Annotated in this window: 13 protein-coding genes and 1 riboswitch; of the genes, 4 read left to right on the top strand and 9 right to left on the bottom strand. The window is 43.3% G+C overall.

The genetic code is table 11. The annotated features are described in order from the left end of the window. Positions 1-59: 59 nt before the first annotated feature. Entirely contained in the window at positions 60-1,325 is a 1,266-nt protein-coding gene (locus R7E38_RS00875; protein WP_086047220.1) for a DUF1835 domain-containing protein, read from the bottom strand. Positions 1,326-1,605: 280 nt separating this feature from the next. Beyond that, positions 1,606-2,496 carry a LysR family transcriptional regulator gene (locus R7E38_RS00870; protein ID WP_033906667.1) on the bottom strand — a complete coding sequence of 297 codons (891 nt, stop codon included), beginning with the start codon at positions 2,494-2,496 and terminating at the stop codon, positions 1,606-1,608. 109 nt (positions 2,497-2,605) lie between these two features. On the opposite strand from R7E38_RS00870, the gene R7E38_RS00865 reads away from it, so the two are divergent. Continuing rightward, positions 2,606-2,914, top strand: a complete 309-nt coding sequence (locus R7E38_RS00865; protein ID WP_005374871.1) for a monooxygenase — start codon at positions 2,606-2,608, stop codon at positions 2,912-2,914. Between the two features lie 7 nt (positions 2,915-2,921). Next, on the top strand, positions 2,922-3,293 hold the full coding sequence (locus tag R7E38_RS00860; RefSeq protein WP_017634450.1) for a hypothetical protein: 372 nt from the start codon (positions 2,922-2,924) through the stop codon (positions 3,291-3,293). Between the two features lie 65 nt (positions 3,294-3,358). Here the strand turns inward: R7E38_RS00860 and R7E38_RS00855 are convergent, their stop codons facing one another. The 4 genes from R7E38_RS00855 to nfsA form a co-directional block, all read right to left on the bottom strand. Next, positions 3,359-5,518 carry a polysaccharide biosynthesis tyrosine autokinase gene (locus tag R7E38_RS00855; RefSeq protein ID WP_033906668.1) on the bottom strand — a complete coding sequence of 720 codons (2,160 nt, stop codon included), beginning with the start codon at positions 5,516-5,518 and terminating at the stop codon, positions 3,359-3,361. A 29-nt stretch (positions 5,519-5,547) separates the two neighbouring features. Continuing rightward, positions 5,548-5,988: a low molecular weight protein-tyrosine-phosphatase gene (locus R7E38_RS00850; RefSeq protein WP_005458338.1), complete on the bottom strand. Its 441-nt coding sequence runs from the start codon at positions 5,986-5,988 to the stop codon at positions 5,548-5,550. A gap of 69 nt (positions 5,989-6,057) precedes the next feature. Continuing rightward, complete coding sequence (locus R7E38_RS00845; RefSeq protein ID WP_017634447.1) at positions 6,058-7,179, bottom strand: polysaccharide export protein; 1,122 nt, start codon at positions 7,177-7,179, stop codon at positions 6,058-6,060. 417 nt (positions 7,180-7,596) lie between these two features. Further along, positions 7,597-8,319 carry an oxygen-insensitive NADPH nitroreductase gene (gene nfsA / locus R7E38_RS00840; RefSeq protein ID WP_262663944.1) on the bottom strand — a complete coding sequence of 241 codons (723 nt, stop codon included), beginning with the start codon at positions 8,317-8,319 and terminating at the stop codon, positions 7,597-7,599. Between the two features lie 195 nt (positions 8,320-8,514). On the opposite strand from nfsA, the gene R7E38_RS00835 reads away from it, so the two are divergent. Together R7E38_RS00835 and R7E38_RS00830 are read left to right on the top strand one after the other, a co-directional pair. After that, positions 8,515-9,156: a MarC family protein gene (locus R7E38_RS00835; protein ID WP_005374889.1), complete on the top strand. Its 642-nt coding sequence runs from the start codon at positions 8,515-8,517 to the stop codon at positions 9,154-9,156. 190 nt (positions 9,157-9,346) lie between these two features. Next, complete coding sequence (locus tag R7E38_RS00830; protein WP_017634445.1) at positions 9,347-10,219, top strand: patatin family protein; 873 nt, start codon at positions 9,347-9,349, stop codon at positions 10,217-10,219. A gap of 52 nt (positions 10,220-10,271) precedes the next feature. On the opposite strand, the gene gbpA is transcribed toward R7E38_RS00830, so the two are convergent. The 3 genes from gbpA to R7E38_RS00815 all read right to left on the bottom strand — a co-directional run bounded on the left by gbpA (position 10,272) and on the right by R7E38_RS00815 (position 14,269). Then, a complete protein-coding gene (gbpA, locus tag R7E38_RS00825; RefSeq protein WP_017634444.1) occupies positions 10,272-11,735 on the bottom strand; it encodes an N-acetylglucosamine-binding protein GbpA in 1,464 nt (487 codons plus the stop codon). Between the two features lie 98 nt (positions 11,736-11,833). Continuing rightward, positions 11,834-11,934: riboswitch (cyclic di-GMP riboswitch) on the bottom strand. Between the two features lie 272 nt (positions 11,935-12,206). Beyond that, positions 12,207-12,707: a fasciclin domain-containing protein gene (locus R7E38_RS00820; protein WP_005374896.1), complete on the bottom strand. Its 501-nt coding sequence runs from the start codon at positions 12,705-12,707 to the stop codon at positions 12,207-12,209. 80 nt (positions 12,708-12,787) lie between these two features. After that, positions 12,788-14,269, bottom strand: coding sequence for a cryptochrome/deoxyribodipyrimidine photo-lyase family protein (locus R7E38_RS00815; protein WP_225477312.1), 1,482 nt, complete (start codon positions 14,267-14,269; stop codon positions 12,788-12,790). Between the last annotated feature and the right edge of the window lie 85 nt (positions 14,270-14,354).

The raw sequence follows: 14,354 nt of genomic DNA, 5'->3' as shown, positions 1-14,354 counted from the left end.
CTGAACACAAGGGGCTAACGAGCCGTCTATGCCCCTGCTTATGTTACCTATCCGCTGAATCAATGATGGTTGGTCAATGTAGATAATTGGAGGTGATCCCAACTCCAATAATTCTGACTGGTATTTTTAATCCCTCCAACCCAATAGCATTGTTTAGCTCGTATTAAGCCTTCCAAACACTGCTTGCCAGCCTCAGTGATACGGACGCTTTGTTCCCACCAGTGCCTTTCACGTGACTCAATCGTGATCAAAGGTGTTTGACACTGTGCTAGAGGGAGGAGTAACGCGTAAAACATCACGTCTCCTAGGTAAGGAAGAGGTTCTAGTTGTTGATATTGCTCAAACCAATCTTTGATGGGAATTGAACGATTTTGCGAGCTCAAGACCTTTAGTGCTAGGTGTTGTGTCAAGCTCAATCCAGTTTGTGAATTAGGTAACTCTTGCAAATGGCGTTTAAGCACGTTGAATATATTGGGCAAGCAATCCAGGTTATGCTGCTGAATCAAATTAACTATGGAAATAGGTGTCGGTGATGTAATAGCGTGCCAACACCGTTTAGCCTGACTGAATAATTTTGCTGTCACAGGTTTACGGTATCGCCAACAAGAACGAATAGCTTCTTCAGGCAACTGCCCAAAGCCGATGAATCGCTCAGTGCCCGGGAACTGGTTCAACTCAATGACCTCTATCACTTTATTCTCTACATTCTCTAACTGTGTTAGAGCACGAATTAGCATCAATTGATCATAACTGTCATGTTCGACCCAAAAGACGATTCGTTCAAATACATCACTTTGCAACAGATCGAGGTTTGATTGTTCCAATGTGACTATATCTTGAACCGAGTCTTCACGCTTCATCACAGGCAGCAGAGTCTCTACGACATATTGGGCACGAATGGCAAGGAAGTTCTGTGGTGTTGCTGGTATGGGGCCAATACAAAGCGGATCGATCAGGGCTAAAAATGCCCCTTCAAATCTGCTGGCTTTAAGTTGTTGTTGAATGTCGTGGCCACAACGAACGTGTAGCGTTTTTACTTTTGCATCTAGGGGCGGTTTTTGTTCTTTGATGGCTAGTTTGTGCGCTTCTAGCTCTTCGACATGAACTTTTAGTTTACTCCAACTGGATAAGCCCAGTTCTCTTGCGAGTGCATGTTGAACGTCAGCCAATTGAATTGTATTGGGAGCCAAAGATTCTGGTTTGGAGTGAAATCGCTTAACTAACTCCAACGTGGCGTCATCGTATAGGCGGATAGCTTTGAGCCTTTTTTTAGCAATGGATTTTTGCTGATTGATATTGATCGAGAAGCTATTTGTAGAGTTCATATTTCACCTTTCTTATTTCTTCCACACTCGCCTATATAGAAGCTAAAAAGAAGGTAAAAACAGATTGTGCCTGCTAAACCAAGCAGGTGAGGATATTGCCGTGAACCGAGTTCTTTCCGCGAGTGTTGGGGGCTTTAGGCATGAGCAGAGTGATAGTAGGTGGTCGCTATCCTTCGTGCAACCTTTTGTGAGAGTGTAGCGTCACAAAATGGCCGTTTCTCTATGTTTAGGGAGAATCAATAGGCGATAACACTAGCGATTCAACTCAATACCACTGTTGCTAGACTCGAGTTTCTACACTTTTGAGTAAAATACGATAAAGCGCTTGAGTCGCAGGACCACTTTTGGCTCCTTTGGGCAAAGTGAGGTGTAGTGCAACTTGATATTGATGGGAGTGTTCGAGCTCCAATACTTTAATTTTATCGCTCTTTCGGGCTGAGACTAAGTGCGCTGGTAGCCGACAAAACCCAACGCCTTGCTCTACGGCGTGAAAAGCGTGGTCGAAGTTATCGACGGTAATACGCTGACGTGCGCGTAACCAACCCACATCTCTTTTCGTTTTGTCTGAATCACCTAAGTCACGGATGACAATTTGGCTGGTGGTTGCAAAATCGTCGATGGAAACATGCGGCTTTTTAGCGAGTGGATGGTGTGCTGCGATTACAGGCAGCATGGTTGTTACGCCAAATGCTTCGGCAGGGTAGTTGGTTATCGGTAAGTTGATGATTGCGATGTCAGCGAGCTCATTTACGACCATTTCGGTTGTTTTGCTCAGTGACGTTTCAACCACTTGAACGGAGGTTGTGTTGTTGTCCTCCAAAAATTGACTGAGTGGTGCATAAAGCCAACAAGGGTCACAAAGATGATCTACTGCGACCGTGATTTGAGATTCCACCCCACTTTTTAACTGCTCGCTGATGACTTCTAGTTCCCGCGCTTGTTCAAGCATGGATTGTGCACGACGCAGTATGGTTTTGCCGTGCTCTGTCAAACCCGCTTTGCGCCCTCGTACTTCGATAAGTTGAATACCAAGTTGGTCTTCTAACTTCCTCACCGAGTAGATCAATGTGGTATGGCTCTTGTTGAGCAGTAAAGCTGCGGATTGAATGCTGCCTTCTTGATTAATCGCTTGTAGCGTTTGCCATTGTTCTAAGGTCGTTTTTAGTCTCATGAGTCAATTTTTTAGACAGTTAATGGCGAAATTATGAACTTTTCTGTCAGTTTTATAAAGGTAATAATCTTGTCATCGAAAACGAGTCAATAAGAAGAGGAGACTCAAGATGGCGAAATTATTGCAAGTTGATTTTGAATTTCATGGTCCGTTTGGTGACGAGATGTCGAATGCTCTGGTCGACTTAGCTAAGTCGATTAACCAAGAGCCGGGCATGATTTGGAAAATCTGGACGGAAAGCGAAAAAGACAAACTCGGTGGTGGTATCTATCTTTTTGAAGATGAAGCCACGGCGCAAGCGTATCTCGAAATGCATGCCGCACGCTTACGAAAAATGGGCGTAGTCGAAGTACGAGGTCAAATTTTCGATATCAATGTGCCGTTAACGACGCTCAATCAAGGGCCTATTAGAGGATAAGGAGATGATGACCAACCGCACTTTTCTAACCGTTCATGGTGTCGTATATACGGTATTCGCTTTTGCGTTGTTTTTTGTACCAACCATAATGTGGCCGATGTATGGAGTACAAATTAACGACCAGTACGCGCTGTTTTTATCGCAGCATACTTCGATCTTTTTAGGTGGAATCGCTGCGGTGAGTTTGATGTTACGTAATGTGGAATCAGGGCATACTGCGAAACAGCTGTTTAAAGCATTATTGATTACTAATGGCTTAGGGGCAGTGATTACTACCTATGCCGGCATTATCGGAGTATTTGTCGGTTTTGGTTGGAGTGACCCAATATTCTTTGTCTTGCTTAGTTTGATTACGTACAAGCAATTAAGAGTGCAATAGAAAAAGCCCTGCTGTTTCTAGCAGGGCTTTGTCATATTTGGTTTAATTAGCGATCTAAATTCAACTTATGATTCGCTTTTGTACGCGTAGTTATAGTAGCCGTATCCATAGCCGTATGAGTTAGATGCCTTTTTCTCAACTGCATTGAGAATCACACCTTTAACTTCAACGCCTGATTGCTCGAAGCGACCTTGCGCGACTTCAATCTCCTTCAAAGTCGTTTGGTCGAAGCGAGCTACCATCAATGTGGTGCCAGCAAGTGCACCAACGATGCTTGGATCCGTTACTGCAAGTACAGGCGGCGTATCGATGATGACTAGATCGTATTCTTTTGATACTTGTTCTACAAATTCAACAAATCGTGGATGCATCAAAAGCTCTGATGGATTTGGTGGTACTTGACCACGAGTAACCACATCCAAGTTTTCAACTTGACTTGGCTTGATTGCGGTTGCTCGATCAATTTTTCCACTTAGTAAGTCAGATAACCCTTGCTCTGCTGTGAGGCCAAAACATTGCTGTAAATAACCTTTTCGCATGTCAGCATCCACCAAAAGGACTTTTTGACCCGTTTTAGCCGCAACGGCAGCAAAGTTGGTTGATACGAACGTCTTACCAATGGAAGGCGCTGGGCCTGAAATCATTAAGACATTGTTTTTGGCTTCCAACATTGCGAAGTGTAAGCTGGTTCGAAGTCCACGTAGTGCTTCAATTGATAGATCTGCTGGATTGGCATTTGCTAAAAGAAGTAAGTCTTTGTTGTTTTTGCGTTTTAGCTTGTTCGCGACTTCCAATTGTTGTGCCGATTTAGGAACACTTGCATATACAGATATTCCAGTTTGCTCAATTACATCAGGAGAAGTCACTCCACGATGAAACGCGGTTTTTACCAGAACAAATGCGACAGCTACCATGCCTCCAAGAAGAGTAGCCAAAACCACAATCAAAGGTTTTTTCGGTTTAATAGGAACGGCGTAAGATTGTGCATTGTCAATAATACGCACATTACCCACGGTGCCAGCTTTTATGATATTTAGCTCTTGAACTTTATTCAAAAGTTGGATGTAGATTTGCTGGTTTACTTCGACATCACGAGTCATACGCAAGACTTCGCGCTGTGTTTTTGGCAGTTTTTGAACTTGTTTGTTAAGACGCTCTTTCTCTTGCAGTAATGTCTGACGTTTGTCTAACAGCGATTTATAAGCTGGGTGGTCTTGGGTGAATTTTTGACTGATTTCACTTTCTTTAAATGTTAGCTCATTAAGTTGGGCTTCAAGTGCCACCATCACTTTTAGAGTCGATTGTGCTTCGAGATTTAAATCGATAGATTCGTTTTCTTGTCTAAAACTGTTCAATGTATCTTCTGAAATAGTTAGCTTGTCCTTAATCTCGGGTAAATGACCTTTAAGGAAGTTGAGGCTCTGCTCAGCTTCAGCTGAGTTTCTTCTAACATTCTGCAAAAAATAGTTTTGAACAACATCATTTAAAACAAGCTGATTGTGGTCTGGGTATTCACCTTCAATACTTAGAGATACAATACCTGTTTGGCTACCTCTCTCTGAAATAGAAAGTTGTGAGGCTAACTTGTTGATAGCATCTAACTTGCTTATTTTACTTATTGTAAAAGTATCTTCATTTTGAGCATTGAGCTGGTTCACTTTTACACGATAGCCATTCATCTCAATCAGTTGACCAACTGAACCAGAAAGTACCATTTGGTCTTCAAGCATCAAGCTGAATTGACCTTTCTCGATGTCTGTAGCAATCAGTTGATGAGATAATCCTCTAGCCGTTCGAGGTACTTCAAACGTGGTCAAAGAAATGTAGTTTTGAGTACCGTTGATTCGTGCTAGACCTTTACCAACAAAAGGTAAGTAATCAGGAGTGGCAATGGTTGTTAAGTTAAACTTATCAACGGTATCGCCAAGAATCATTCTCGATTTAATTATTTCAATTTCTGTAGTTGCAGATGATTCGGCAGAAAAGAGTTCTCCCATGTCACCGACCATCGCCGAGATACCACCTGAACTCTTCTTTTCGATTTGTATTAACGCGTCGGCTTTGTAAATCGGAGTTGATAGCAACGCGACCGCGATACCTAATGTTGCAAAAAAGAGTGTAATGCTGATGATAAACCATTTCGCGTCTATCAATATGCCGAAGAGCTTGCCTAGGTCGATCTCATCATCAGCAAGAGCAGATGATTGTATTGTTTGGTTAGCCATTATTTTTTATTTCGCCAAGTGATCTGAATTTATATTTTTTTTGCCCATGCATGAGCAGCATTTTCAATCAGAGATAATGCATGCTCAAAGGCTTCTCTACTCTGTCTGTATGGATCTGGAATATCCACGGAACCTATCCAGTGACCAAATAACATTGCTTTACCTCTAGCCTCCGGTACCAGCTCCGTCAAAGCATCGATATGACCTTGTTCCATCACCAATATTAGGTCTTGCTTTGCGCACAACTGAGCGGTTAGCTGCTGTGCTTTGTGGTCTAGCAGGTAGATACCACGTTCTGACGCGACAAGTCTGGCGGTTTCATCTGCTGGCTTTCCGGTTAGGCGACTTTTTTCTACGGCAATACCCGCCGAAGAAATCTGTTTATCTGGGAGTAGTTGCTGTAGTAACCGCTCTCCTGTGGGAGAGCGACAAATATTACCTACACACACGACAAGAATGTTCGAAAACATGTTTTGCTCCTTATAGACAACGTTTGAATGACTTGTTTATGTTCAAACAAGCCCTTCAGAATGCTTTTTCTATGGCCAAGTCCTGACTCGAAGGACGCCTTCTGTAAGTTCATTGAAGCCTGAGATGGTAGGTACTAGTTGTGCAATAACGCGATTCCAACGACTGATAGGCGCCGCAGTGACATAAACGATGTCATACGGTTTCAGAGCAAATTCAGTACCAATAACGAGCGCTGCCGCATCGGAGACATCAAGTTGATATATGTCGCCCAGTGAACCTGCGTCTTGTGACCTCCTAATTACGAATACACCTGTCGCATCCGCTGATATCTGATTAATACCGCCAACGTTGCTCAGAGCTTCCGTAAGGCTCATGCCAGCGCGATCTATTTTCAGTAGTTTAGGATCGTTAACTTCACCCATAACGAAAACCTTTTGTGAATCATTTCTTGGCACATGGATGATATCACCTGGTTGAAGTAGCCTATTTTCAGTGAGGTCGCCTTCTTGCATCAGCGCATAAAGAGATATGTTTTCAACTATGCCGTTTCTTGTCAGTGTTACATTTTTCCAGTCGGCGTTTTCGGCTAATCCACCTGCACGGTTAATTGCATCTAACAAGGTGAGTGGGATGTTGGTGATTGGTTGTTGTCCAGGATTACTTACTTCACCAGTAATGTAGGATTTTTTCGAACGAAAAGCTGCTACGCTGACATCCACTTGAGGACTTTCTATGTACTTTGCTAATCGGCGAGAAATATCAGCACGAATTTGACGAACGTTTTTACCCGCAACTTCAACAATACCTATATATGGATAGAAGATAGTGCCATCAGCATGTACCCAGTTCCCCGCTTCAGCAGAGCTGCGATAAGAACCAGCAGGAATAGTTAGTTCTGGGTGATCCCAAATAGTAATGTTTAGTATATCTCCAGGGCCAACCTCATACTCATAAGAGCTAAGTTGGCGATCTAGTTCAGGGTTGGATTTGGCTTCTATCCCCAAAATTTTAAGTTGAGATACTTTATCAAGTGTAAGTGGAAAAACATTGAAATCAGAAGTGCGACTAACATTGCTGTCTTCGACGAAGTTTTTTCCATCTGTGGAAAGGTGACTACCGGGTACAGTACATCCAGAAAGAAGTACTGAGGAAAGCACTAAACTAGCTAGCTTTTTATGTTTGAAATTCATGTTTTTTCATTCATCTGACGTAAAGAGCGAGTTGCTGGTAGCAACATTCTTTTCCAGAAAAGACTTCACAACATAACCTTATAAGCACCACCTTCTTCTATTTATAAAGTGCTCAATAAGGGATTGATTGCATCTGGAGGCATGAACTCTAATGAATTTCAATGGTTAGAGCAATAGACAGTAATGCAGCAAGTGTCCAAATAAATATCGTATTTTTATGTTTTCACTTACAAGATTTCATATTGCGGATAAAAAACTTGTTCAATTAGCTCAAATTTTGTTTATTAGCTCTATATGTAGTGTTTTCTTTCTAAAATACAACCAAGAAAGTCCACCGACTAATTATCTCGTTGTATTAAATAGGATTATTAAAAATGTGACTCATGTCTCTTTTTGTTTTGTTGTCTTTCGACATGGTCACTTCTTCGCTAACCCCTTCCCATTCAAATACGGAAGGATATGCGGACGTGATTCGCCAGCCAGTTTACTGGTGACTTCTTGCGACCAAGTACTCTGTTTTTGATTGCTCGAACGGTTTGCATAGTAGTTTTGCATGGTTTGGTCATACGTCTGAATATCATCCAAGTTTAGGTCTTGATACTGATTCTCATGCACCACGACATGCTTAGGTAGGCGAGGTTTTACTTCAGGGGCTTGATCTGGATGACCAAGACACATACCAAATAAAATGGCGGTATTTTTAGGTAAACCTAATAATTCGTCTACTTTTGGGGCATTGTTTCGTAAACCACCAATATACACGCCTCCTAGTCCCATCGACTCCGCCGCAAGCAAGCAATTTTGTGCCATGATCCCCGAGTCTACAGCGCCTATTAGCGTTAACTCGGTAAAATCAGCTTGAACATCTGGGTTGATACTGGCATGGCGCTGGTAATCAATACAAAACACCAAAAACTCAGCCGCGCTTTCAACGTACCCTTGATTTCCGGCATATTGAGCTAATAGTGTACGTTTTTCTTTGTCGGTCACGCGGATAATTGAAACGACTTGCAACATGCTTGATGAGGACGCCGCAAGGCCGGCTTGAAGAATGGCATCTAATTGTTCGCCCTCAATCGGTTGTGAGGTGAATTTTCGAATTGAGCGGTGATTGAGAATTGTTTGAATCGTGCTGTTCATGGTGACTTAACATCCCCTGTTACGTGTAAAGGCTGAAGACTCACCTTAGCGACATTTGATGAGTCGGTAAACTATCTCAAAAGAAAAACAATGCTTGGTGCATAAGTGTGAAGACGAATCGAGAATACACCACTCGTTCTGTTTGAGAGCGTATATACTGTTTTTAGAATCAATAATTTAAATGCAGTGGAAAATATGAAAGAACTCATTGTTCATACAGTTACGGTGTTTATGGGCTTCTTTGCCATCATGAACCCTATCGCCAATATTCCCATCTTTTTGAGTTTAACTGCTGATGAAGATAAAGAAACCATCCGTTCCATTGCGCTCCGCTCGGTTTTTATTGCATTTATTATCATCGCGATATTTTCTATTGCCGGTAAGTTAATTTTTGATTTGTTTGGTATCACGCTTTATGCATTGCGAATAACAGGCGGTATTTTGGTGTTTTTGATAGGTTTTAACATGCTTCAAGGTGATTCGACGCATCAGAAAACCAAAGAGAAGGCGTATTCACCAGCTCAGCAACGGGCGGCATTGAGTATTGCAGTGTCTCCACTGGCGATGCCAATATTAGCTGGGCCTGGAACGATTGCTACCGCGATGAACTTTGCGACAGCGGGTGGTTTCGATCAAACCATTATTACTATCGTTTCTTTCGCTGTCCTCTGTGTGATCACCTATGTACTGTTTTTATTTGGAGACAAATTGGTCAAAGCGGTTGGACCAAGTGCTCTAAATGTTGTGACTAAAATGATGGGCTTAATTCTAGCGGTTATTGGTACTCAAATGTTCATTGATGGCGCGGGCGAAGCCTATAAAACGGTTTTCTCCTAGATTTCTCTTAGACCTTGCCACCTTGGTTAAGCCCGCAATTACATTTCTAACGGGTACGGATTTTTTGAACTTTAGTTTTCATTTTCTAAGAGAGAAATAAATAGACTTCACCTATTTCAATAATAAGAATATTCAATTGTTGTGATTGCACGAATTTCATTACTCTTTTGGCAAGGAGAATGGGGGAAATATGGCAACAAAAGCAATTGTAGTAGAAGGTGGCGCGATGCGAGGCGTCTTCGCAAGCGGAGTGTTAGATGCGTTTTTAGAGCAGAGTTATAAACCGTTTGATTTTGCAATCGGTGTATCTGCTGGTGCATCAAATTTGATTGGGTATTTGACCGACTACCCGCATCGCAGTATTAACGTCATTACTAAGCTGGCCACAAGCAAACGCTTTTTTGACCCGACTCGCTTCGTTAAAGGTGGGGACCTCATCGATGTGAAGTGGCTGTTTGAAGAATCTAATCGCTTGTATCCCGTCGATGAAAATAAACTGTTTAATGGCGTTCCTTTTCTCGCAGCGACAACAAATGTAGATACAGGGCAGGCAGATTATTACCGCGTGACACGTGATAATTTTCACCATGCGATTGAAGCGACAACAGCATTACCGATTGCCTACAAGCATACCCCTTGTTTTTCTGGCGGTTGTTATACCGATGGTGGGGTCGCTGATTCTATCCCAGTGCGTGAGGCTTATCGTCGAGGGGCTCGCGACATAACCGTAGTACTCTCTCACCCACTGAATTATGCCAAAAAGCCAGTTAAGACCACATGGCTGATGAAGAAACTTTTTGCGGAGCACCCCAAAATGGCGGATGCGATGTTAAGACGTGCAGATAACTATAATCAATCATTAGAGTTTATTCGTAACCCTCCACCAGGAACACATGTTAGGGTGATTGCCCCACCAGATAATTTTCATGTTCAGCGCTTATCAATGCGACAATCCGTTTTACTAGAAGGGTATGAAATGGGGCTGATTGAGGGGCGAGCGCATCTCACTAGTTTATCTGGTGTTCATGGTTTAGACCGGGAAAATTGTCATTTTTGCGTTTGATTATAAAAGAGCCTCATAGTGAGACTCTTTTGCATAACGTTCAAAGGGTGATTTAGTTGACTTTATCCCAAGCCATCTCCCAGTGTGAACCTATTCCAGGCTCGTAATGGTTTGCGCTTTCTTTCCACTGCATACAGTAACCAGAGTATGGGAAAGGTTTACATTGATAAATGCCCCCGTCGCTGGCAAGCACTTTTGTGCCCGCCGTGTAGCTAGATAGTCCTTCAGGGAAGACAAAATCGTACTCATCAGATGGTGGTGGAGTAACTGACTCTTCTTTTAAGTGAAAGTCGAGTGTTTGCTGATCCACCAAGTTGCCATCTTTATCCTTAATACGTGTTACGAGCATATGGTGACCCGGCTCCGATTTACTTAAAGCGAGCGATATCGCCTCTACCGAGCCGTCTTTCATTTCGTTTGCCCAACTTGCAAGTGGTTCGCGATGGTGATTGTAAACGGTGAGTTCTGCATTTAAATCGCCTTCAGCAGTTAGTGTCAGATCCAACGTTGTCGGTGTTGACTCAATGATATACTCGTCTGCTAAGCCATCTACTGTGAGTGAGTATTCTGGAACAGGAGTTTCAATGTTATAGCCGATCTCTACTCGCTCAAGGCCGCTATTTGCTTGCAGATACACCGGATTAGTACCATAAACAGGAGTGAATTTATCCTCTGCATACTGCCCGGCTTGCAGTTTTGCTTGTTCTTGGTTTAGCTTAGTCGCGAGTGCGTAAGACCAGTTTTTCGCTTGGCCCATTGCTGCATCGGTAATTTCTAGTTCAGTTCTATACGCCACGTTTTCACCTGCTTGATCAAATACGCGTGTATAAACCGAATCCCCAATATTTAAATCCATTGTAGGAATAATTTGACCGCCTTGCTTCCAATCTGGAATAACGGGACTGCCACCATCAAATTTCACATCGATCACGTTATAAAATGAGGCTGCAGTGTCGCCAACATCCCATACTGCCAGGATGACATGGTATCCCTCGCGAGTAGGCACATTACATTGATGGCTTACCTGTTTCGGGGGTTGAACCATATTGCCGTCGACGACACAGAAAGGAGTTAGATCAAAAGAGTCTCGTGATAGTGAAGCGTTTGGGTTCCAATCAGGCTTGGTGATGTAATATTTCCAGTCGCGCGTCACGTGGTTAGCGGTAAATGTCCATTCAAAAGTTTGTGTACCTGCTTGAATAGGGCGTTTTACCCAACGGTCGGCAGTTTGCTCATCAAGGGCAGCTGCTAAAGCGGTTTCGGCACTCGCTATTTTACCATCGCGAGGCCCTGTTTCGGGAAAGCCATCAGGGCCTTCAACGCTTTGCGGTTCATATTGAATCGCACCGCAGTTATTATTTTTTTCGTTAGTATCTGGCGATGGATACTTACATAGTGCCGAGCGACTTGCAGCGACACCACCATTGGTTTCTGATACATAACCGTGAGCCGCAGCACCTGAGCTAATGCTTGCAAGTGCTAACGCGAGTACGGATTTGGTTGGAAATGATTTCATCACATGTCCTCTGTTATGACTGACAAACTAATGTCACACCCCGGCGCATGCTGAGCATAAAGCAACGCTACAGAAATTGGACTTCTGTAACACTGAGTCATGGTAACCCCGCTATCATGAGCATTCTTTTAGATTTTTAAATGCTGACAGACCGGAAGCTTTGCGTCCCACCCTTTCGAATGGTTTGCCGAAATGTGATTGAGCAGCCAAAATTTAGCTTAAGAATTTACATGTGGAAAAGTAAACGTCACTGACATGGAATCCTGTTCTCAAATTGAAAGATAACGATATCTTAACCTCGTCAATATTATGCAGTATCGTATTGCAAGATATTGATTTTAATTTTGTTTTTATCTTATTAATAATCATGGAGAATGAGTGGAGGTTTGTTGGGGATAAATGGAGAGGAATCGTGCTAATGGTGGAAGAAGTTCTGTCTAAAGGGCGGAGTGTACCGCCCTCTGGATGGTGTTATTTCGGCATTATGACAGTATCAATCACGTGAATGACACCGTTTTTAGCTTTCACATCGGTTGCGATGACATTTGCATCGTTAACCATGACTTTATCGCCCATGGTTTTAATCATCACATCTTGCCCCTGAACCGTAGTCGCTTTGTCTAGCTTAACAACATCGGCAGCCATCACTTTCCCTGGGACGACGTGATAAGTCAAAACAGATACTAACTTGTCTTTGTTTTCCGGCATTAAGAGCATGTCGACTGTGCCGTCTGGCAGTTTTGCAAAAGCGTCATCCGTTGGTGCAAAAACAGTAAATGGGCCTTCCCCTTTGAGAGTGTCAACCAGGCCCGCTGCTTTCACCGCAGCAACAAGCGTATTGAAAGAGCCATTTTCAGCGGCAACGTCGACAATATCGGCTTTCATCATGCCATGCTCATGAGCCTGAACGGGAAGCATAAAAGATAATGTCGCCATCAGTGTCGCCGCGATAACTAAGATACGTTTGAACATAATGTGTTCCTTACTAGTTGAGGGTACAACGGGTTCCCTGGAGTGTGTTTGCATTTGTACGCATCGTGATTGAAAGATGATCATCGCGTCCTACTTTCTTTTGAGGGTCTAACATGTCGCGCAAGAATTCGTCTGCCTTCTTGTTTCACATCGGCTCGTTTCCGCCACGTCCATAAGCGCTCTCTTGCTGCCTTAGCTGCATTGTCTGGTGCGATAATAGGTGCAAGGTAACGGCTATCTGGCTGCAATTGATACATGACAGCTTCCATCTGGGTCATTGTCCAGGGCTCGAATAAAAGAGGGGGAGGAACCATTTGTAACTCAGGTACCCACTTGTAGATGAACGTACCGTTAGGATCATGTTCTTGGGCTTGCTTGATCGGATTATAAATACGGATTGTGTTAGTCCCGGTTACTCCTGCTTGCATTTGGAATTGTGGGTAATGAATTCCAGGCTCAAAGTCGAGAAACAGTTGCGCTAAATGCGTTACACCTACTCGCCAATCCATGTTCATGTGGTGAGTAAGAAAGCTAACCAGCATGGCACGCATGCGAAAGTTAATGTAACCAGTGTGGTGCAAACAGCGCATGCAGGCATCAATCAAAGGTACGCCAGTATGCCCGGATTTCCATGCTGCTAACTTTTCTTCATCGAAAGTACTACTTTGTTTAATCAATGGTTCGTAAGCCCGATTAACGCAGTAAAACTCCATGTCGTATTCCGATTCGAATTTTTGGATGAAGTGACAGTGCCAATGAAGCCGTGAAGACAATGCAATTAAGCTGCGACGAAACCCAGCGACTTGCCAGTGTTTCAAAAGGTATTGATACACTTCACGCAAAGATATGTTACCCCAAGCGAGATATGGAGAAAGTCGAGTACAGGCTGTGCGTGAGGCTGTGGGACTAGAAATGCTTCGATAGTAATCACGACCTCGACGATGGAAAAAGTCCTCTAGTGTTTTCCAAGCGAGCCGGCTTCCTCCCGTTTGCATTCCTTTGCATTTTGATAGCCAGGATGATGGTGGCGAAAACGAACAGCCGAGAGCTTCTGCATCCAATGAATGCAATAAGTCGGTTTGGAGCTCAATAGGGCTTATTGAGGCTCTCATGACAGAGTCCCAATGTTTGTCCCAACCTTGCCGGTTTATTGCACCTCTGATTACAGCACCGTGTTCGAATTCAAACCAGTCGATGTTCTGCTCATACAGCCAAGCGGCAACTTGTCGGTCTCGTTCAAAGGTGCAGTTGAGTCCTATTTCTTGGTGAGAAAAAACAGCGTTGATTTGATATTGCGCTTGAATTGATTGGAAACATGCTAAGGCATCGTCAAACAGCACCGTGATTCGATGCCCATACGCTTTGAGCGTTTCATCCATGTCTTGCAGTGATTGCCAAACAAATCGCCAGTGGCGCTCAGAATAGTGTGGGTTGTTCAATAGCAATGGTTCAACAATATACAAAAGCACAGTTGGGTGCTTTGTTGATAATGCTTGAGTTAGTGGTTGATGGTCAGTCAGCCTTAAATCTCGCTTTAACCACACGACATTGATTGTTTGCATCGGAATCCTCTTTGTTTCCGATGTTGTACGCAAGTAAACCGAAGAAATCTCATCCAATGATCGGTTTTATTCCACAAAACGTAGA

The sequence above is a fragment of the Vibrio sp. Vb2131 genome (genome assembly GCF_033338535.1).
Classification (GTDB): domain Bacteria; phylum Pseudomonadota; class Gammaproteobacteria; order Enterobacterales; family Vibrionaceae; genus Vibrio; species Vibrio alginolyticus.
This window is presented reverse-complemented; position numbering and strand designations above follow the sequence as displayed.